The following is a 20,730-nucleotide window of genomic DNA, read 5'->3' on the forward strand; positions in this document are numbered from 1 at the left end:
AATGTATAGGCTTTCGCTTCATATATTTTTAGGATTGGCTTTCGCGTTAACGTTTGTTAATGCCGGCATGGTTTTGGCCAGTGATAAAAAAGATCTTGCCCCGCCGATGAGCCTGCGGGAATTGCAAAATATAGAAAAAGAAAGTCCACTTGGCGAGGAAGAAACGGGGTTGCCGCTTGATATTCGTCGCGATGCTATTAAAGAAGCAGCGATTTCATTGGGTGCGCGCGGCGGGCTTGCATGGAAGTCCTATGATATTCGTCAGGAACTTGAACGACGCTCACGTTCCTTGGACAAGGTCTTTAATTTTCGCCAGCTTCTTATTGCCGCGCCTTCAGGCTTGTTGATTGAGCCACCAATTATCAGCGAATCTATAAATGATATGCTGATTGAATCTGATGGGCAGCAGGCGGCTGTGTCTGATCGAATGTATAATATTATTAATAATGCACGGATTGTTTCTACCGCTCGAACATGGCGAACATATCTTGAGCGTGACTGGGGTGAAGTTATTCCGCCGCCTGACGTTTTGCGTCCTGAAGATGAGGAAGAGCGCGCCTTGTGGACTGAACTGGTTTCTAAAGGATGGGAAGAGGGCGTGCGTCAGGCAGATGAAATTTTTCAAGACGATCTTAATATGTTGACTGCTGATTTTGAAGGAATGATTCGTTATCGGACCTTATTAACACAGGGCATGGTTTCCCAACCTTATGCTTTGCAGGTTGATCGAGGTATTACCGGCGATGGCAATGAAATGCGCATCGGTGATCGTGCCATACAGATCACAGGGGTTCCAGAGCTGATGACAGGATCTAATGAATGGCAGCCCGCAAACCGATAAGCCTTCTCAAACCTGAGGATAATTTTGCTGAAACCTGGCCTGAAGAACCTGATCGGTTTACTGAAGAGTTGGTTGACCCTGCCTTACTTTGGTGTGTGAAGCAAAATTCTTCCGATATTACGATTCAATCAGACCGACCGATTTACAACGAAATTCATGGTACACTTTATCCTGCAACCTTTCGTAGCATTGATGCAGCAGATATGGCTGTTTTTCTGTCAAAAATCTATGGCCCGGAAGCACTAGCCCGTCTTGCCTCAGGTCGTGACCTTGATGTGTCTTATGAAATTCGACCTGATCGTTATACGCGGATTCGCTTCCGTGTGAATATTACTGCAATTTTATCCAAAGGTCGCGATGCCGCTCAGATTACCATGAGGGTTTTACCAAGTGAGCCGCCAACCTTTAAAGATTTGGCTATTGAAGAAGAAATTATAGAGGCGTGGGCACCGCGTCAGGGTCTTGTGGTTATTACCGGGCCAACAGGTTCAGGAAAAACAACGTTGCTGGCCGCAGGAAACCGACATCTTTTGGAACGCCCAGAAGGATGCGGCAAAATGCTCACTTACGAAGCGCCGATCGAATATGTTTATGACACGATTGCAAGCCCGCGCTCTTTAGTTTCTCAATCTGAAATTCCAAGGCATTTGCCAGATTTTGCCAAGGGTGTGCGGAACGCCTTGCGGCGAAAACCTGAGATTATCCTTGTTGGTGAGTCGCGCGATAAAGAAACTATAAACGCCTCTATCGAAGCCTCTCAGACCGGACACGCCGTTTATACGACAACTCACACGATCGGGGTTGCTAATACCATTCAGAGAATGCTTTCCAGCTATGATATGAACGAGCGCGAAGAACGCGCTATTGCCCTAATGGAAACGTTACGGCTCATTGTAACGCAAGCGCTGGTTCCCCGTGTGAGTGGCGGGCGGTGCGGCGTACGAGAATGGATGAGATTTCCTGATGAAGTGCGTGAAAAACTTATGGATATGCCCTTTACAGACTGGCCGAATGAAACCCAGCGGATGATTAATCAATACGGACAGACCATGCAGCGATCGGCTGAAATTGTATTTGAAGCTGGAATTATAGATCGCCGACATTATCTTTTGCTTTCTTCCAGCACTGGCGCTTAATGAATATTTTGCGTTTATTTACTGTACCTTAACATTTACCTCTATAGAATTTTATTATAAACTGAACTTTCGGTACTAAATTAGTGAGCTTGGGCAATGTCAGCAGCGGAAGAACTCGAGAATCTCCAGGAAAAAATGAATTGGCACTGGCGCAATTCCATGCGCGTTGTGCGGTTTTTTGCCTTTGATGCCAGGGCGGCGTTTATCGGAATTTTTCTACTGTTTAGGCTTACAAGCTGGCGTTTGTGGCTGCTTTTTATTGGGAATTTAGTTTTTTTCCGCTATCTGGAAAATAAGGGTTTGACTGTGCCTGCCGCGATGCGTAATTTACGTGCATGGATTGTCGGTGTTGAGCGTCCAGGCTGGGTTGCCGTGAAACGACGCAAATTCACGGATTATGGCTAATATTTTCATCCACCCTCACCTTAGAATTTCATAACAGCATTGCTTGTGTTTTGTCGCGCGGCGCTTTATGGTCGTATGAGTTTTCGTGATAAATAGGCTTAGGTTAAGAGCCGAGTCAGTAAGTAAGGATCTTCGAGATGGCGATGAAGCTTTTTTCTTTTTACCGGGGTTCAGATATGCGTATGGCGGGCATCGCTTTTCTTGCAGTTCTGTTTAGTGTAACGACAACATATGCGGGATTTGAATGGGTTCCGGGACAACCTGCTCCTGTGGTCGCGGTTGAGAGCGCCCCGAGTCCGGCGCCTGTCCCTCCTGCACAAGAACTTTTAATGCAAGAGCCTCAACCTCTCAATCCTCTTCCGTATGAGCCAACACCGATGCCCGATTCAGGACCTGTCATTAAGGTTAAATCCATGGGGGCATCGTCTGAATCTGCACCCATATCGCAAAGTGCACAACAGCGCGTTATATTGCCTGATGATGCCCCTGAAACTGCACGCTCATCCTTGGCGATTAATCCTTTTCCTCAAGGTAAGCCTGCAGCCGTGGCCCCGGCACCCGAGATTGTAGTGCCACCAACGGTTACAGCGAATGAACAGCAGAGCGCTGAGCAGGCTGTCGTTGGTTTTGGCACGGACATGCCTTTGGCGCTTGCATTACAACAAATTGCTCCTCCGGGTTATGCATTTTCTTTTGGCGAGAGCGTTAATCCAGGAGCAAAGGTTTCCTGGACAGGTGGTAAGCCGTGGATTGAGGTTATGAATGAAATGATTGCGCCGCTTGGCCTTCAGGCCAGCGTACGTGGGAAAGTTATCTTCGTACATAATGAACGTCATTCTGCCGTGGCCCCTTCAGAAAACCTTATTGAGCCCAGCGCCGGAGGGCAGGGTATGGCTGATCCGACCGTCTTGCTTCCAGAAGATATGGTTGATGGTATGCGTCGGCAAAATGTTCAAGACCCAGGTATACAGGGCAAAGTTCAACCGCAAGAAACAATTGCTGCGCTGGACAAACGGGCGCTGGAATCTGTTAACGATATTCGTGAACCTCAAAGTCAGGAACAAGTCTGGGAAGCTGAAGCGGGTGACAGTCTAAAACAAACTCTTCAAAAATGGGGTAAAACGGGCAACTTTAATATTGATTGGCAAGCTATGCATGATTTTACGGTTCAATCCGATATCCTTGTCGCCGGACAGATCAATAAAGCCCTTAAAACCCTTGTCACCGACGGTCTATATACTACGGCGAAACCAACTTTTACTTTTGTGAATAATCATGATGAGGCGCAAAGCTCTACGCTGATTATTCAAGACCCGCAAAGCGCTTCTTTATAAGAAGTTTACTAAGCTTAATTGCTGGACACTGGCCGTAACACGATAAGATGCGTCAAGTTGTATCTGTAACATGTTAATTTTAACTGCAACGTCGTTTAAATCAGCATTTTCAACGTCATCAATTGTGTTTTGCAATGCATTTTGGTCTGCTATATGCGTTCGGCGGACCTCTTCGATGCGCGCACGTGCACTTTCCAAGCGAAATCTTATTGTATCAATGTCATCCAGCGCATTATTCACCATGCCGACAAGCTCATTAAACACCTGATAGAAGTTATCCTTCATATCATCAAGGGTTGCGCCCGGCGCTCCGTCAGCCAACGTTGGGTCGCCCGGTGTGTAAGGCTCCGCATATGCGTCGGCAATAGGCGGTAAATTTTCGTTTTTGATAAATGAGGCCGCAACCATAATATCTCGAAATGCCCGTTCATTGGCCAACGCGGTGTATTTCACTTCTATACGTTCATCAACACGAATAAAAACGTCGCCAACATTACCTGCGCTAAGTGCGGCTGAATAACCAATGATTGTGTCCGTCACGGCGTAAGGATCATCCGCCACGTTGCGTGAGCGCAATGCGCTAATCAGTTCGTCGCTTGTTAAATTCGTTGCTGCAGGCAGTGTTTCGTCCTTCCAGTTTGTGATCAGAGTGCTTAGCGCCGCATCCAATGTTCCATTGTTGTTATAAGGTTGCGTTAGTGAATCTGCGCCGCCTAGAAGATAGACATCGCCTTCTTGTACGTTGAGTAAATCTCCCATAAAGTTAAAAATGTTTGAAGCCAGATCCTGCATTGTTTTTAGATCAATATCCGGTTCAGAATCATTCATACCGACTTGCGTTATTTCAACTGTGGTCGTAAGTGGATCGTCGTAATAAATGACCTCACCTTTTTGATGAGTACTTTCCTGTGAAAACTGAACGAGAGAATTAGCAAAGTTTTCGGCCTGCGCCTGAAATTCTTCGATTGCAGCCAGCATCTGATTGATGCGTCGATCCGCATTTTTTATATTGTTGATATAGGTGTCCAGAGACTGAAAATTGGCCCGAGCACGCTTTGAAGCCAGAATGTTATTGTTCAACCCGCTGAAACGCTGGGTAATTTTACCCGTAGCGAGTTGTGTAGTCAGGTTATTCAACTGGATATTCTGATCGTTGATTAAATTAATGCGGGTCAATGCCTGTCCTAATGTTGAAATGCCCGTCATTTTTTGCTCCTTAATCTTTCAAATTTTTGTAAATGCCTTATCGCACCGCGTTTAAAAGTTCCTGAAATAATTCATCTACAGCGGTCAGTACCCGCGCCGACGCGCTATAGGCCGTTTGAACAACTATCAGATGTCCGAGTTCTTCATCAAGGTTCACCCCTGATTCGTCTAAAAGCTGCGTTTCCAAAACATCGCGCAAAGACTCTTCGTCCTGAATCCGCGCATTAATTAAAATGGTTTCCTGGGAATGCTCATTAATCATCTTTTGTGCAAAATCGATAATTCGTTGCGAACCAATCAACCCAGTTGATATGTCTGCATTCGGACCTAAATATTCTTCACGGAATGGCAATGTCGGTATTGGCACGGGCAGTGAAGCGTCAGTTTCCGATCCGTAATTCGTGCTTGAAACCGGCGTCTGGTCAATGATGGCCGCGCCGGAAATATTATAGGTTCCGAACAATGCGGAAATGATATTCGCCCCGTTATCTATTGCGCCGCGCGCTGTCGTTGCCGGTGGTGCGCCGTAGCCTGCGCCATTGGAATCAAACGGCCCGCCTATTAATTTTAAGTCTCCGCCAAAGTCTGGATTTACGAAGTCATTTCCCGGACGCAGACGTAAAACACCATCAACTGCAAAATTAACCGTATCAACTGCCAGACCGGGGACAGCCTGAAGCTTGGCAATCAGTTCTACGTCGGTATCGCCAGGTTCAAGGGTAATGCGCACGGACGTGTTATTGCCAACTTGTACATCGAAATACGGGTCTGTTGGCGAGATTGGAGTGCCGCCGCTATCACTTAAACCAAAGAACACAAGACCAGAATTTCCGATAGAGGTGGGACCAGCGTTCGCATCAATTTCATATGATCCGCGTGTATTAATGATCAGTTCGCCATTGGGACCCACGCTTGCCGATGCGGCCAAACCCGCAGGAACGCCAGCCAGACCGATTTCATTATTAATATGCGCCACCAACTGGTCAACTGCCGTTGCGCCGGCAAAGCCATTGGCAATACTCAGATCTATCGTAATTGTTGTTGGACCTAAACCTGTACGCGCTTCTTCAAACGTGATATGGAATACATCGTTCGGATTATCTAATGCGCCGTTGGCAGAAAGTACAATATCCCCCACGGAAGCAAAAGCGGATAAATCGCGCCCGCCGGTCATGGTATTTGATGAAAACAGGCCAAGCCAGTTTTGCAGATCCAATCCACCCGTATTCAACAGATCGACCTGCGTTGCAATATCGGTATTTTCCGCTTGTTGGTATTCTACGGTGCCAAAACCAAATTCGAGTACGCGGCGGATAACCTCGTTAGATCCTGTATCAAGCGTTGCACCATATGTACCGTTCTTCAGTAAGCTTGTATCGCTGATAATGGCTTCATTGACCTGGATAATTGCTGAAAAACCAACATAGCTCACCGGCGTGGGAGGATTGGTTGTCGGGTCCGGCGGGGTGTCTGTCGGCACAACTCCCGATGGATCAGTGAATAAACGCAACCCTTGCGCGTCAAGACGCAGAGCAAGCTTATGCGCAACTTCATCAATCTGCGCCATTTGTTTTGGGAATGTGACATCGCGCAATTGCAGCAAACCACCAAGTTTCCCGCCGACAGAGAGCATTGTTAAATCTACGGCTGAAACAGGGTTTTCTATAGGATCGCGAAGATATACGCCAGCGGCTGAGTTGGGATAATAGCTTATTGCCGAAAGCGAGGTTGGTGAAAAACTGAGTTGCTCTGCACGCTCTGAGGCCAATTCCTGCCCCTGGTTGGTTTGAATGACTAAAACGCCGTCCCCACGCTGAAAAAAGCTGATTTCAATGAGTCCGGAAAGCTCTTTTATGGCTGCATCACGCTGATCTTCGTAATAAGCGGTGGTACGATCTATATTGAGGTTGTCTTGCACTTTATCGTTTAAATCAGCGATTTGAAGCAAGAGATCGTTAATGCGCGTTACAGTTTCGCGAATTTCATCCTGCGCATCATTGCGCAGCGTTCTGATCAGATTCGACAGATCATTGATCTTATTGGCTGTATCGCTTGCCTGGTCAAGCGTTGTTGCCTGTAAAAATGAATCTGCAGGGCTGTCTGCAAGCGCTGCAAAGCTATCGTAAAGACGGGAAATTTCTGCCGCTACAGACAATTCCTGATCAGGCGGGCCGTGGAATTGCTGGACACGGTTTAGATAGGTTTGCTGGATGCCGATCTCTCCTACTGCACTGACCTGTGTCCACAGGTCTCGTTCAAGATTGAGGTCAACATTGCGGATAATTGTTTCGGCCAAAACACCGACCGTAACACCCTGGATTGCCTGGGAGCTTTGCGGCAATATTTTCCGCGTATAGCCGGGCGTGCCTACATTGGCTACGTTGTTGGAAATCACACTGATTTGCTGTTGTGAAACGCGCAAACCGGTCAAAGCAGCATCAAGACTGGCTATGCCCATGGGTTTATCCTTGCTTATCTTTCTCTTATCATCGGCGTTTAATCGCTGCTGCAAGCAGCGGCTTTTTGCCTATAAAAGTTTATTATGCAAGGAAAGTGCCAGTTTCATGGTGTTTGAAACCGCGCAGAATTATTTCAAGTCAAGCATTTGACCACGAAGGGTTTCAACATCAGGGATGAGTTCAGCCTCAATCAAGCCGGACATGAGCATCTCACGGCGAAGCGTGGCTTCATAGTGATCACGCATTTGCATAAGGGCAATGGCCTCTATTGCTGCGCCTACGCGATCGACATTCGTGGGCTTGTCATACAGATTGGTGTAAAAATCCGGGTTTTGATAAATCTTTTTGGTTAAAACATCCATTTGAGCATAATAGCTGGGGCGGTCGCCGATCATGCTTTCAATGTCTGAATCTGCCAGCCCTAATTCACGCAACATCGTTTTCATATATGCCCATCCGGGTTCAATACCAGCCGTTGGCGCTTTGGCTTTCGCTTTCATGGCTGCCTGTTTTGTAAAGGAGTTATGCGCTAAATTGTTAAGCGTTAGCATTTGACGCGCCTTCATGTAGTCTTTTGACTTTTCCTTCGCCTGCTCGCTCTTCATATATGAAAACACATCGTGCCAATATAAATTTTGTCCCAAGGCTATAATGTCGGCTTCATCGTCTGTCATCGTTGAATCTGCAAAATCAATATTGATCGTGTAGGGGTAGTCCAGTGCGCGCGCAAAATCGATGTCTTTATTTACACGCTGTTTATTGGCGCCACCAAGGCCACCGGCATGTTTACAAAGCAAATCCAAACCGGCGTTGTTATCCTTTGGGTCGCAGTAGGTGGTTTTATATTGCTCTAGGCGAGTCTTAAGGTCATCTTCGGGACCAAGAGCCGAACTGACGTTATGGCGATTGGTTTCTTTTTCGATCAAGATGTCATTCAATGCCATATGATCGTAACTCACTTTCTCCTCTATAGTTGCCAGGCTGCGCATATAAGAGCCTATTCGGCACATTTGATCGCTGGGGTGATAATCTTTAACCGCTTGCGCTTTTAATTCCTGCTGAAGTCGTTGCGACTCAAGCTGGTGCTTCGCGTCGAAGAATGTGCCAATGATTTCAACCTGTTGCATCATAACTGCAGAAAGCTGTTCGGTCATCATCATCAGAGCATACACGTAATTAGAAACAATTCCTGAGTTTGCTGCATTGAGCGCCGCTGTATTACATGTGCTGCCTGGCATTGTGAAAGAGCAAAAACCAAGAGAAACTGCAAAATCGCTAAATGAGTCAGCAAGAGCGGCAAGAGCGGCAAGCTTGTTAAGATCGGCGGCAAGATTGCTAAGGCCAGAAGAGGCGGCAAGGTTGGCAAGAGTATTAATTTGAGGGATCGAAGCAGCAAGGTTAGCAAGAGTGGTAATATCCTGTGAGGCTCCAATATTACTGACAATATTAACAAGATTGCCCAGGCTGGAAAGGCTGTTTGGATTGGCCGTTGTTGCCGCAGAACTAAGCGTTCGAAGCTGATTTACAGTCGCAGGGAGATTGTTAAGACTGTCAACCGTATTGGCAAGATTTCTAATCTCGTAAAGCTCGAGACCTAGATTGTAGTCACCAACTGTTTCGGCAAGATCGGCAAGATCTAAAATGCTAGAGGCCGCGCATATGTTGAATTGACAATAATTAAACCCGCCAACGGCATCGTCAGCAATGTTGGTCAGTATGCCTTGATCGCGCAGATCAGCCGCTAGCCCATTTGGCGTACCGATGAAAGAGCTAATCTGGTTTGCTGTGTTATTCGCAACATTTGAAAGATTGGCAAGGTCGGCAGACGTCAAGTCTGCGCCAATATTTTCCCAACCGTTAAGGCCCGAACCTGTCGGACCTCCCCCCCCCGGAGCAATGAGGATTTTTATTAAGGCTGGGCTGGCGTATTCACGAGCATCGGTTGCTATATCACGAGAATAAAATGCAATTTGTACGGGCTGTACTACGTCCTTGTCGGCCTTAAGCTTAATGCCGGTTTCTTCAAATAGCCCTGCCCAATCGCTGCGCTTTTGAATTTCGCGGTCTTGAGCCTGTATTTGAACATCGGTAAAGGGGCTGTCTGTATCGCCATTTAGTGATGTTGCACCTGTCAGGGCATTATGGCGCAGCAGTAGCGAAACTGTTCGCTCTGCTTCATTTATAGAAAAATCATATGTTATATTTTTGTTTTGTATCTGTGACCCTGCGGGCGCCGGAACCAAAAGTGTGCCATCTTGGTTTATTTGCGCTGCGTTTAAAATCGGCTCTTTTCCGGGGCCGGTAATTCTATAGCTCACTTTTGCACCGGGTTCAAAGCCGGAAAGTTCGGCCAAAACAGCGTACTGCGAGGCTTCTTTTTTCCAAAATTTATCGAAAAACGACGCTTGTGCACTAGAAACATAAGATTCTGCTCCCCAAAAGGAAACCAAGACCAAAAATGGCAGAACTAAAAAAACTCCGAGTTTCCTTATTGATATGTGCATCTTGACCTTAATATTTGTGCTCTCATATTTTTGCATTCACGTTAGTTTTGCGGTTGTGAGCTCAACTCATTTTCAATTTCATTTTGCAAATCAACTACAGCCAGTTCCAAGAGGACGGATAAGTTGGCTTCGTTGCGCAAATAACTTTTAAATAAATCAAATTTTTGCATTAAACCGATGGCCTGCATCGCAACTCTTTTACGATCAACGTTGGCTGGCTTGTCATACAAGTTGGTGTAAAAATCCGGGTTTTGATAAATCTTTTTTGTCAAAACTTCCATTTGTGCGTAGTAGCTGGGGCCAATTTCATTGTTAGCCTCGTCCATGCCCAGCATACGCAAAATATCATTCGGTGCCGCCCCTGTATCTTTTACCCCAAGCTCCTTGAGAATAGCTTCCAGAAAATCACGTGAACCTTTTGTTCCAGCGGACTTCATAGATGTAATCGCATTAAAAGAGTTTTCCGCAACGCTGCGCTTTGCTAAAAATGCACGGGAGTCCAGATAGACACTTTGCGCACCTTTTTCACTTTCAGAGCCAGTTTTGAGCTTATCCGGCGGCGATATTCTCTGGAAAACGTCGTGGCCGTATAAATTGCTGGCCAGTGCCATCACTTCTTCTTCTTCTGCTGTTAAATTTGAATCCGTAAAGTCTATGTTTAGTGTCCATGGATATTCAACCGTTCGAGCAAAATCAATGTCCTTGTTTTTACGTTCATTTTTTGCTGCGCCGAGACCGCCGGCATGTTTACAAAGCAAATCCAGTCCCGCGTTGTTATCCTTTGGATCGCAAAATTTTTCCTTGTATTGCTCCAGCCGGTTATTGTAGTCGGCATCCGGGCCGGATGCGGCTGCTACATTCGCATTCCCGAGCTGACGATCTTGCGAACGCTGACTCATCACATGCGCATTTAATTCGCTTTTGCGTTCTGAAGCTGCCAAGCTCCTAACGCTGGTTCCAAATTCACATATACCGGCGCTGGGGTGGTAGTCTTTATGCGCCCGGGCGCGCACTGTTTGTAGAACACGCTGGGTTTCAAGCTGGTGTTTTGCATCAAAAAACGAACCAATAGCTTGCGTTTGTTGCATGGCAACGGCAGAGAACTGATCGGCCATCATCATCAGAGCCGGCAAAATATTATCTTCCCAAAGGATCGCAACTATCCACTCCCTGTGCGCTATAAACTCATCTGTTGTAAACTGATTTACTTGTTGAATCGTTTTGCTCCATTCAGAAGCGACTCGCGCTCTAGACTGACTAATGCACTGTACACATTGATAATATTGGCTGCAACAATGCGCCTGCGCTTTCGGCGGAGAAAATACAATAACGGACGGCATTACCGCCATGAAAATGGCAACGATCATTATCAGTTTTTTGATTTTCACGCTTATGCTTATCATGTTCGTTATTCGCCCTTCACATTCCTCATTTGTTTATTATTTGCCCTGTAAGTTTTTATCAATGTCTTTGAATCCAAGCCTTAGACGCGAAGATAGTAATACGGACATGGACATTTCCTGACGCAACTGACTTTCGTAAATCGCGCGGTCCAACATGAGCTCAATTGCTTTTAATGCGGTGCTTATGCGCTTCACGTTGGCCGGCTTGTCATACAAATTGGCGTAAAAATCAGGATTCTGATAAATCTTTTTAGCTAAAATTTCCAGTTGGTTATAGTAACTGAAATCAATATTTTCAGGTGTGGAGCCAAAATCACCTGTGTATTCGAGAATTTCATTTTCAGGTATGCCGAGTTCAACCAAAATAGCGGCTAAATATTTATAAGTCTCAACAGGCGTGTTTGAAAAATAGCCGCGTACGTTGCCGATTGATTTTAAGCCGACAATATTATTGAAAGAATTTTCGGCAACATTGCGTTTAGCCGCAATAGAGCGCAGGCTCATATAGAGCTTCTCCTTGTCTGCCTCCTTGATATTCGCGCGGCTGATATTGCGGAATAAAATATCGTGGCCGTAAAGATTGTTTCCTAATGCCTGTGTATCAATTTCATCGTCAGAACCAACATCTATGGGTCTGCCAACATCAATTGTGCGGCGATTTTCCAGCGCTCGTGTATAATCAATGTCTATGTTTATGCGGTTGAGGCTTGTCGTTCTGGAACCCTTGGGTTTACAAACAGGATCCGCCCCTCCCGAGATAAGGCCTGTGTTGGCTACGCCTGCCAGCCAGTTATTGTCCTGCGGGTCACAGTAAATCTCGGAGAATTGTTTCCAGCGCGCTGCTTTATCATCAGCAGCTTCGCGAGAACCAGCCATATTGACTTGCCCCAGGTGCCGGGCAAGCTGGCGCTGGCCAATTGCGATTGCATTGTAGCGGCCAAGGCTTTCCGCATGGGCCAGCGACCGCGCATTTGTACCAAAAGCACAAAATGCCGTACTTGGCTGATAGTCTTTGTGGGCCTGGACTTGTAATTCCTGAAATAAACGCTGGGTTTCGAGCTGGTGCTTCGCATCGAAAAATTCACCGATAATCAAGGTTTGGTGCATGGCGACTGCCGTCATCTGTTCTGTAAACAGCTGGAGGGCCGGTAATATGTGCCTCAGAAAGAACGTGTTAACCAACCAATCGCGATGTCTGTTAAATTGGTTAGCGGTGTGGCTGGTTATATTCTGCCTTCCACTATTGTGCTTACTCGTAATATAGGAAGGAAGCGTACAGGAAAATGCGTGCGCCTTTTGCGGGGCTAGCATAGCGACTAAAGTTGAAATACAGACGATACACAGCAGACCGAACGCCTTGCGCCTACCCCATGTAAAAGGCTGTAAGGAAAAACCAATTTTCATACCTCTACGTTCAAGCCCCATTAATAAATTCCAAAACCACCGCTGACCAATACCATTTCTATAAAAGCGCGGCGGTAGTTTGCTCACATCTTTATATTATATCACAAGCTTTTATAAAAAGGCACGTTTCAAAATGTGAAAAAATTTAATAATAATAATCCTGTCGCTTGTGTCCCAGTAAATTTTCGTCCACACTCGGCTTTATAATTTGCGTGTAAACCAAAAAAAATTGTGTCTTCAAATGGCTGCCAAGAAAAATATAAAAACCGATCAAGTTCCTGAAAAGTCTGCTAAAGGCGCTCCTGAGGCCGATACTTCCGGTTTGGGAAGTGTTATCGTCCGTAATGAATTTTACCGTGATGGCTACAGGAGTCTTTTACGGCTTGCTTTATTGCAAGGGCTGGCCTCGTTAGGGCTGCTAGGGGCAATGTATTTCGTTATTCAAGTGCACCAGCCTGAAAATCGTTACTTTGCTACAACCGAGGACGGACGGCTGGTTCCTATGGTTCCCCTGAATGAACCAAATCTCAGTACGCCGGCATTGATGTCATGGGTTGCCCAAGCAGCGACAGAGGTTATGACTTTTGGATTCAACGATTATCGCCGCCGTTTGCAAGAATCATCGCGAAACTTTACGCGCCGCGGCTGGGAAAGCTTTACTGGCGCTTTACAGCGTTCACGCATTATTGAGATGGTTGAGGCGAATCAGCAGGTCGTTACCGCCGCGCCACAAGGGGCGCCGATTGTTGTTTCCGAAGGAATTGTCGCCGGGCGCTATCAATGGCAGATACAGATGCCGATGTTGCTCACTTATCAATCAGGGGCACGGACGCGAACTGATAAATTGCTTGTCACGATTGTTGTTGTGCGCGTTCCCAGACTTGAAAGCCCTAACGGGGTTGGAATTGAGCAGTGGATCGCTATACCGAACTAGCGATTTTGCCTTTGTCTTGAAAATTGCCATTTTGCAAATTCTATTCTTCTTAAAAATATGATCTGTGTGTTTTTCTGGATTTAGGTCGATTCTCTGGTGACAGTATTTTTTTATCTGTCTATCCTGATTCTGTGTTTGCATATGTCATATTAAGTGTTTTTCATTCATGTCTAAAGTATTTCCGGCTAAAATCTTATATAAACCCCTTCTTTACGGCGCATGTTTTGCTGGTTTGTGTGCCTTGGGTGGTTTTGACGCGTTAGCGCAAATGCCGTTTTCCGGACGTAATGATAGCGCTTCCGCTCCGCCCTCTCCCACGATTAATCTTCCCACTACGGGAGCCGACCAACCTTTCGCTTTTGATCAGCAAGATGGCGCGCTTGACTTTGAGGAAAGCGCGGAGGAAAAGAAAGAGCAGGCTCGCTCTGAAGCTTTTGATGCTGCTCTTGAAGGGCTTTTGCCCTTGCGGCCGGAGGAAATTCGCACGCTTTTGGAGCGTTATGATCGCACTCAGGAATCTGTAGAGACACCTATTTATCCAAATCCAAAGCCGGAAGTGGTGGTTCAAAATATAAGTCTTGATCCGGGCGCAGAGCCCGCAGTTATTAAAATGGCTTATGGACACGTTACGACTGTAGCCTTTTTAGATACAACCGGTGCGCCGTGGCCTGTTCAAGATATTAGCTGGGCCGGTAATTTTGAGGTTATTGACGTTCAGCAAAGCGAAGATCGTTTCACGCATGTCTTTCGTATATCCCCTCAATCAGAGTTTGCGTTTGGCAATATGTCGATTGATCTCACCGGGTTTATGACGCCGGTGATTCTAACGCTAGAGACCGGGCGCGATACTGTGCATTATCGATTTGATGCCGTTATTCCTGATTATGGACCTTTGGCTGAGGCGCCTTTAATTGACTCCGGCATTACCACAACCGCGGGCAGCGAAGATATATCGTCCTTTCTTAAAGGTGTCTTGCCACAAGATGCAAAAAAGCTTGATGTTAGCGGCGTTGACGGGCGGACTTCCGCTTATCGTTACAACGACGTTGTTTATGTCAGAACACCATTGACACTTCTTTCTCCGGGGTGGAGCAGTTCTGCGGCGTCAGCCGACGGAACGCGCGTTTATGAAATTAGCGATACGCCTGTTTTATTACTTTCTGATCGTGGTCGCATGGTTCGCGCGAAGCTTTCTGAGCGCTCTGATATTTTAGGAGATATTCTGGATGAGTGACGATCTCGATGATGATTTAAGTCTGGATGAGACTTTCGATAATTTCGACAAGAAAGGTAATACTCTTGGGGATATGTGGCGTAATAACCCAGCCTTTAAAGTTGGAGTTATTGTCGTTGGCGCTGTTTTACTGTTTCTTATGATTACCTTATTGGGTGGTGATGATGTTCCCGTGGAAGAATCTTACGTTGGCGCAGCACCAGATATAACCTCAACGCCAGGCACGGAAGAGGCTTCGCCAGCTTATGTGCAAGCAATTGAAGAATTAAATGAAGCGGACATAGAGCGCGCGATGACTGAAGGCGATAGCTCTTTGCCTGTGCCAATTGAGCCCCCGATTAGTATTGTAAGCCTTCCTGAACAAGACGCACAGGAAGAGGACCCTCTGCAACGCTGGAGACGTTTGCAAGAAGAACGCCTTGAGCGAGAGATACAGAAACAAACCGCTTTGCCGGAAGATACCAACGTGGATGCTGACCGATTGGAATCTATTCAACAGCTTGCAGAGCAAATGTCCGGCCAGATGTCAGCTGTTCTTGAGACTAAAGCCGAGACGATGTTATCGACTAAAACCCTTACCAGTCCTGATTTTTTAGAGAAACTTAAAGAGAGCCAAGAGAAAAACGCAGGGGATGGTGAGCTTTTAGAAGATAGCGAATTTACCGACGAAGAGCTTGTTGGTGAGCTTTTGATGCCAGCAGGCGAAATTGTCTATGCGCAATTATTGACGGAAGCCAATACCGATGTTCCCGGCCCTGTACTTGCAGAAATCATGTCCGGTCCTTTGAAGGGGAGCCGAATTTTGGGAACCTTTGAGGAACAGACTGAGCTCTTAACTTTGAATTTTGACACTGTAGTTTATGAAGATCAGAGCTTAAGTGTTGACGCTGTTGCGCTTGATCCGGCCACGACTTTGCCCGGGATGGCGACAGAAGTTGATCATCGCTATTTAAAACGTATTCTTTTGCCTGCGGCTGCCGCGTTTGTGGAAGGGTTTTCCGGTGCGATCGCACAAACTGCAACGGTTACTGTTGTGACGGATGGCGGAACTGTGGTTGATTCTGAAACGGAGCCTGATAACACAGAAGAAGTTGCGCTAGGCCTAGAAGAGGCTGGATCGAAACTTAGTGAAATTATAGATGAGATGGCTGAAGAAACAAAAGTTCTTGTGCGGATCGCTGCCGGAACGCCTATCGGTATTCTGTTTTTAGAGCCTGTTACAACAGATGAGGCTGAAGTTGGTCTCGCAGCAGAAAGTCTTGAAGCGGCTGAGTAAAGATATTTAACTCTGGACTGTTTCAAGTCTGCTGCCTAGAATGCTCCTTTGAATTGCCGCTTTATTAAGAGAGAGCTTTAAGGTTATGCCAAATAAAAAGGATCAAATTGAAGATGAGTTTGACGATCTGGATTTTGAAGATCTGGATTCCGAGGAAAGTTTTGGAGACGATTCCTGGGATGAATTTGATGATGCGGAAGAAGATAGCGGCGATGCAATTGACGCTGTGGCGGATGGAGATTCTGAGAGCAAAGGTGCCCCAAGTGGCCATGCAAAAAAGAAGAGTTTTCTGCAAAAGAATTTCAATTTGATTGTTATTGCCCTTGCCGTGTTGGGCGGTGGTGGTTTTATTTTTTCTCAAATGGGCGGTCAACTGAACTTCAGTTCTTTTACGAATCAAGCAGGCCTTGATATTGAAATGCAGCAGGCTGGTACGTTGGAACAAATACCCGAAGAGATTCCTGAATTAGCCGGTGATTTACCGCCAATGCCTGCACCGATAGAAAATTTAGAGAACGAAGAGTTTGCGCTTTCAAATTCGGTTGAAGACAGTATTGCGAGTGATTTGGATTTTGAGCTGGAACCCTCTTCACCTCAGGCTGAGCCAAAACAAGTTGAAAGTACGTCTCAACTGGAAAGTGACGCGATTTTAACGCCTCTCCCAGATTTGACGGCAACTCCTGACACGGAACTTGCTGATCTGGATGCTTTAACACAGGAAAATCCGGCAAAAGGCGAAGATGCTAAAGGCGGCGATTTTACAGATTTGACCGTCTCGGAAGATGATGTTGTGTCTGCTCTTGAAGGCAGACCGGTGCAAGAAAATTCTGCCTTTAAAACTCCAGATGCTGAAATAAACGCAGATATTTCATTGGAGACCGCTAATTTAAAGGCACAAATCAAGGATCTTAATCAGACTTTAAGCAGCAATCAGGCCGCTCTTGATCTGGCTCAGGAAACGGAGAATAAGCTCTCGAAGGATCTGCAAGCTGCAAATATGAAAATTCAGGACTTGAATATAGAACTCGAAGCGTTACAAAAACAGCTTAATATCTTGAAAAATAATGAAAAATTGTCTTCTTCTGCAAAGAATGCCCCTGCGGAAGTAGAGAAATCTGCGCCTTCACCCAAAAAACGCGCTCAAGAGCCTCAAGAAAAAGTGAAAACAGCGAAAATCGTGCCGTCTTCTGATGACAACAAAACTGAGTTATCCCCTTCTGAAACAACGAAAATTTTAGAATGGGTTTTGAAATCAGCAGGGCCGGGCCGGGCTACACTTTCACCGAAAGACAGCTCTGATATGCGTCAAGTTGAAGTTGGTGATGTTGTCCCCGGGCTGGGGCGCATTCAATCTATCTCTATTGAGGATAATCGATGGATCGTGCGCGGTGAAAAATCCTCCGTTTCTCAGTAATCCTTTGTAATAATTATTGAAACCTTCGGTAACTTCTTGTTTACATTTTGTATGCTACACTAGTAGCAGGTAGTGGAATTGCATAAAATTTTATTCAAATGCGTGAAATTTGTGCAAAACATGGTGTAGCGAGATACATGGCGGTTATAGAGATAAAAAAATATTGTCAGGGTGTAATGAAAGCGCAGGCCGCTAATTTTGCGGTTGCTTTCATATTTTCCATTATTTTTTCTGTTGGCTCCGGATCGCCTGCTTTAGCGCAGGAAGTCGACGATATTGCTAAAAACATCGTTTCCGGAAGCAAAGATTTTCCTGCCCTTATAGCTGCTATAAGCTATGGGCTTGGTCTTTTGCTGGGCGTTCTTGGTGTCTTAAAGCTGAAAGATCATGTCGAAAACCCGACGCAAACGCCGTTACGTTCGGGCATTATTCGCTTACTGGCCGGTGGCGCGCTTTTCGCTTTGCCTATGATCTATGAGGCTGCGGCCAATACAATCGGCCTCAATGCTCTTTCTTTCGACAATGATTCAATCGCAAACGATATTTCAGCTTTTCTTGGCAATCTTAGCGGTATTCTTGGAGTTAATTTAAACGCCGTCCTTGACAGCATCCGCAATTCAATCGATGAAATTCCCGGGCTGATTTCCGCCCTGGCTTATATCCTTGGTCTGGTTATCGGGGTACAAGCTATCCTGAAGTTGAAAGATCATGTTGAAAATCCGGATCAGACCGGGCTTAAAGAACCCGTTATTCGTTTTCTGGTCGCCGGCGCACTCTTTTCCATTCCAACCATTTATAACGCAATGTTCGATGCCGTTGGCGGCAACGGACTGGGGATTATCGGTAGCATTACCTCTGCATTCGGTGCAGCGGGCTTTTTCTTTTCCAGTTATGCCCAGAACGCCTGTAATCCTATAGGCGCCGTTACCGGCCTGATTCCCGGCGGCGGAGCGAGTCTGGGGCAAACGATTTGCGGCATTGTAACGCATGCCGGGGCGTTTCCAGCCTTCCTATCGGCGTGCGGCTATATCATAGGCCTGGTTTTGGGGCTGTGGGGGATTTTCAAAATCCGCGATCATGTTCTTAATCCGCAACAAACACCGGTTTCTGAGGGTGTTATGCGTTTGCTGGCCGGCGGTGCGTTTTTCGCCCTGCCTGTTATTGTGGAAGTTGCGAGAAACACGTTGGGGACCGGTGTCCTTTCTGCTGTTTCTGTGGTTCCTGTTACAGGATATAATAACGGCGGCGGGGGTAGTATTTTTGCTACAATCCTTAGCTTTCTTGGTCTTGGCGGTGGTTGCGGCGGCGGCGGTCCGCTGGGGCTTGACGGGTTGCTTGTTTGCGCCATGGGCGATCTTATGGGCCCGATCCATGTTGTGTTGAATTTCTTTGCATTCTGCGCCGGTATGGTCTTGCTGATGATAGGAATTTCACGTCTTATCAAGAGTGCACAAGAAGGCGCACGCGGCCCTGGAGGGATTGGAACGATTATGACGTTCCTGACCGGTGGTGCGCTGATTTCTTATAATGAATTGATGCGGGCATTTTCAACAACATTTGCCGGAAGCCCTATGACAGCTACATTTGCGACAATGGATTATAGCCCTTGCGCTGGCGGCGGTCTGGCGTGCGCGGAAGCCAATGCGGCACATGCTACCATTAGCGCTGTTTTACAATTTGTAATCATTGTTGGCCTCGTGAGCTTCGTTCGTGGTATATTTATCATACGGGGCGTTGCAGAGGGCAACCAGCAGGCCTCGATCATGGCTGGCGTAACCCACCTTGTCGGTGGAGCAGTAGCCGTGAACTTGGGTCCCATTCTCAATGCCGTGCAAACGACGCTGGGTTTAACGGGATTTGGTATTTCATTCACGTAAGGCGGATGCTCCGCTCTCGTGGGTGTAATTTAGTGAGCAAACCTTTGGTAGAGGAGAACTAAACTATGTTTAAGAAAACACAAAAAAACTACAATAAGCTTGGCGCGTTTATGGTTGCCGGTATGGTTGCCGGCGGCTCTTCAGACGCTTTCGCCGCCGGTGGTGGTGGCGGTAATGACTTTAGTACCATTGCAAAAAGTATCACGACATCCATTCAGGATTTTCCTGGTCTTTTGACCGCTTTGGCCTATATGTTCGGGATTTTGCTTGGCGTTCTGGGCGTGATGAAAATCAAGGATCACGTTGAAAACCCGACGCAAACACCGCTTAAAGACGGCGCGATCAGACTGGCTGCCGGTGGCGCTCTGTTTGCCCTGCCGATGCTGTTCGAAGCTATGTTTGAAACGCTTGATGAATCTGGGGCAGGCGTTGATGCGGCCAAGCTGAATAAAATAAACTTTAACGTTACTTAAAATTTATGGAACACTTCCCCATTACATTGGGGATCGCCCGGCCAAAACCGGGCAGTTCCAGGAAACAGAGTGGAGCCGGGAAACCCGGCTCCTCTTCTGCTATGGAAGGCAAACTTCCCAAAGACTTAAAACAGAAAATTTTTGAGCGTGATGAACATACCTGCCAATGTTGCGGTTTTCAGTCAAAAAAATATCAGGAAGTTTTGCATAAAAATTTCGATCCGAGCGATACTTCTGAAAAGAACCTCATAACAACCTGCATTTTTTGTCATCAATGTTTTCATCTTGATGCGGTCAGCGCCATGAAATCCGGTGTATTGGTTTGGCTTCCGGAAATTGACCAAGCCATGCTCCATCATATAGCGCGCGCGATTTATATTGCCCGCATATCTCAGGGGCCTGTTGCAGAAGCGGCGCGGAAATCGCTCGATGTTATTATGGGTCGCCGGGAAGAGGCAAAAAAACGTATTTATACTGACGATCCCTTTATTCTCGCCAGTGTTTTAAGCGATTATTTAGGGCCGAAGCATTACGATGCCCGAAAGGAAAAACTCGAAGGTTTGCGCTTGTTTCCTCTTGACCGGCGTATCATTAAAGAAGCGGATCTTGAATTTAATCAATTTCCACAGATTTTGGCTTACTGGCGTTCCAAAGATGGGCCGTTTGGCGGCAAAACGCCACCACAGTGGATTTCGATTTACCAACAACTTAACATCGCCGCTTAAAGCGCTTGCACTTATACAAGCATAAAACTTCTTTTGGATGTTTAAATCCCTATGAGATCGGCTATTTCTTGGTTATATTTAGGTTGGCTGATAATTCTAACCTAA

The 20,730-nt window shown here is 46.4% G+C and carries 16 protein-coding genes; 11 read left to right on the top strand and 5 right to left on the bottom strand.

The features are described from left to right. Position 1: 1 nt before the first annotated feature. From H6859_08340 to H6859_08355, 4 genes are all read left to right on the top strand, one after another. Positions 2–841, top strand: a complete 840-nt coding sequence (locus tag H6859_08340; GenBank protein USO05152.1) for a type IV secretion system DotC family protein — start codon at positions 2–4, stop codon at positions 839–841. Further along, positions 820–1,977 (top strand): Flp pilus assembly complex ATPase component TadA, encoded by a 1,158-nt coding sequence (tadA, locus tag H6859_08345; protein ID USO05153.1) that lies wholly within the window; start codon positions 820–822, stop codon positions 1,975–1,977. Before H6859_08340 ends, tadA begins: the two co-directional genes overlap by 22 nt. A gap of 96 nt (positions 1,978–2,073) precedes the next feature. Further along, entirely contained in the window at positions 2,074–2,382 is a 309-nt protein-coding gene (locus H6859_08350) for a type IV secretion protein IcmT (GenBank protein USO05154.1), read from the top strand. A 137-nt stretch (positions 2,383–2,519) separates the two neighbouring features. Next, complete coding sequence (locus tag H6859_08355; protein USO05155.1) at positions 2,520–3,716, top strand: TcpQ domain-containing protein; 1,197 nt, start codon at positions 2,520–2,522, stop codon at positions 3,714–3,716. On the opposite strand, the gene H6859_08360 is transcribed toward H6859_08355, so the two are convergent. The 5 genes from H6859_08360 to H6859_08380 all read right to left on the bottom strand — a co-directional run bounded on the left by H6859_08360 (position 3,711) and on the right by H6859_08380 (position 12,410). Beyond that, positions 3,711–4,922 carry a hypothetical protein gene (locus tag H6859_08360; protein ID USO05156.1) on the bottom strand — a complete coding sequence of 404 codons (1,212 nt, stop codon included), beginning with the start codon at positions 4,920–4,922 and terminating at the stop codon, positions 3,711–3,713. The genes H6859_08355 and H6859_08360 overlap by 6 nt on opposite strands. Positions 4,923–4,959: 37 nt before the next feature. Next, entirely contained in the window at positions 4,960–7,380 is a 2,421-nt protein-coding gene (flgK, locus tag H6859_08365; protein USO05157.1) for a flagellar hook-associated protein FlgK, read from the bottom strand. A 129-nt stretch (positions 7,381–7,509) separates the two neighbouring features. Continuing rightward, positions 7,510–9,921 (bottom strand): hypothetical protein, encoded by a 2,412-nt coding sequence (locus H6859_08370; GenBank protein ID USO05158.1) that lies wholly within the window; start codon positions 9,919–9,921, stop codon positions 7,510–7,512. Between the two features lie 5 nt (positions 9,922–9,926). Beyond that, complete coding sequence (locus H6859_08375; GenBank protein USO05159.1) at positions 9,927–11,273, bottom strand: hypothetical protein; 1,347 nt, start codon at positions 11,271–11,273, stop codon at positions 9,927–9,929. A 51-nt stretch (positions 11,274–11,324) separates the two neighbouring features. Then, positions 11,325–12,410: a hypothetical protein gene (locus tag H6859_08380; GenBank protein ID USO05160.1), complete on the bottom strand. Its 1,086-nt coding sequence runs from the start codon at positions 12,408–12,410 to the stop codon at positions 11,325–11,327. Positions 12,411–12,933: 523 nt separating this feature from the next. Between H6859_08380 and H6859_08385 the strand changes: the two genes are divergently transcribed. The 7 genes from H6859_08385 (at position 12,934) to H6859_08415 (ending at position 20,625) form a co-directional block, all read left to right on the top strand. Beyond that, positions 12,934–13,626: a type IVB secretion system apparatus protein IcmL/DotI gene (locus H6859_08385; protein ID USO05161.1), complete on the top strand. Its 693-nt coding sequence runs from the start codon at positions 12,934–12,936 to the stop codon at positions 13,624–13,626. Positions 13,627–13,792: 166 nt separating this feature from the next. After that, the gene (locus tag H6859_08390) at positions 13,793–14,860 is read left to right on the top strand and encodes a type IV secretion protein DotH (GenBank protein ID USO05162.1); all 1,068 of its coding nucleotides are present in this window, start codon (positions 13,793–13,795) and stop codon (positions 14,858–14,860) included. Next, on the top strand, positions 14,853–16,136 hold the full coding sequence (locus tag H6859_08395) for a type IV secretion protein DotG (protein ID USO05163.1): 1,284 nt from the start codon (positions 14,853–14,855) through the stop codon (positions 16,134–16,136). The genes H6859_08390 and H6859_08395 overlap by 8 nt, the downstream gene beginning before the upstream one ends. A gap of 85 nt (positions 16,137–16,221) precedes the next feature. Continuing rightward, entirely contained in the window at positions 16,222–17,550 is a 1,329-nt protein-coding gene (locus H6859_08400) for a hypothetical protein (GenBank protein ID USO05164.1), read from the top strand. Between the two features lie 137 nt (positions 17,551–17,687). Beyond that, positions 17,688–19,427, top strand: coding sequence for a hypothetical protein (locus H6859_08405; protein ID USO05165.1), 1,740 nt, complete (start codon positions 17,688–17,690; stop codon positions 19,425–19,427). 65 nt (positions 19,428–19,492) lie between these two features. Beyond that, positions 19,493–19,900, top strand: coding sequence for a hypothetical protein (locus H6859_08410; protein ID USO05166.1), 408 nt, complete (start codon positions 19,493–19,495; stop codon positions 19,898–19,900). A gap of 5 nt (positions 19,901–19,905) precedes the next feature. Continuing rightward, positions 19,906–20,625: an HNH endonuclease gene (locus tag H6859_08415; protein USO05167.1), complete on the top strand. Its 720-nt coding sequence runs from the start codon at positions 19,906–19,908 to the stop codon at positions 20,623–20,625. Positions 20,626–20,730: the final 105 nt, after the last annotated feature.

Source organism: Rhodospirillales bacterium (assembly GCA_023898785.1).
Taxonomy (GTDB): domain Bacteria; phylum Pseudomonadota; class Alphaproteobacteria; order Micavibrionales; family Micavibrionaceae; genus TMED27.

Bases quoted from the DNA above. Each gene is read 5' to 3' on its own strand.
- H6859_08340 (USO05152.1), top strand. From the start codon at position 2: ATGTATAGGCTTTCGCTTCATATATTTTTAGGATTGGCTTTCGCGTTA.
- tadA (USO05153.1), top strand. From the start codon at position 820: ATGGCAGCCCGCAAACCGATAAGCCTTCTCAAACCTGAGGATAATTTT.
- H6859_08350 (USO05154.1), top strand. From the start codon at position 2,074: ATGTCAGCAGCGGAAGAACTCGAGAATCTCCAGGAAAAAATGAATTGG.
- H6859_08355 (USO05155.1), top strand. From the start codon at position 2,520: ATGGCGATGAAGCTTTTTTCTTTTTACCGGGGTTCAGATATGCGTATG.
- H6859_08360 (USO05156.1), bottom strand. From the start codon at position 4,922: ATGACGGGCATTTCAACATTAGGACAGGCATTGACCCGCATTAATTTA.
- flgK (USO05157.1), bottom strand. From the start codon at position 7,380: ATGGGCATAGCCAGTCTTGATGCTGCTTTGACCGGTTTGCGCGTTTCA.
- H6859_08370 (USO05158.1), bottom strand. From the start codon at position 9,921: ATGCAAAAATATGAGAGCACAAATATTAAGGTCAAGATGCACATATCA.
- H6859_08380 (USO05160.1), bottom strand. From the start codon at position 12,410: ATGACGGCAGTCGCCATGCACCAAACCTTGATTATCGGTGAATTTTTC.
- H6859_08385 (USO05161.1), top strand. From the start codon at position 12,934: ATGGCTGCCAAGAAAAATATAAAAACCGATCAAGTTCCTGAAAAGTCT.
- H6859_08390 (USO05162.1), top strand. From the start codon at position 13,793: ATGTCTAAAGTATTTCCGGCTAAAATCTTATATAAACCCCTTCTTTAC.
- H6859_08395 (USO05163.1), top strand. From the start codon at position 14,853: ATGAGTGACGATCTCGATGATGATTTAAGTCTGGATGAGACTTTCGAT.
- H6859_08400 (USO05164.1), top strand. From the start codon at position 16,222: ATGCCAAATAAAAAGGATCAAATTGAAGATGAGTTTGACGATCTGGAT.
- H6859_08405 (USO05165.1), top strand. From the start codon at position 17,688: ATGGCGGTTATAGAGATAAAAAAATATTGTCAGGGTGTAATGAAAGCG.
- H6859_08410 (USO05166.1), top strand. From the start codon at position 19,493: ATGTTTAAGAAAACACAAAAAAACTACAATAAGCTTGGCGCGTTTATG.
- H6859_08415 (USO05167.1), top strand. From the start codon at position 19,906: ATGGAACACTTCCCCATTACATTGGGGATCGCCCGGCCAAAACCGGGC.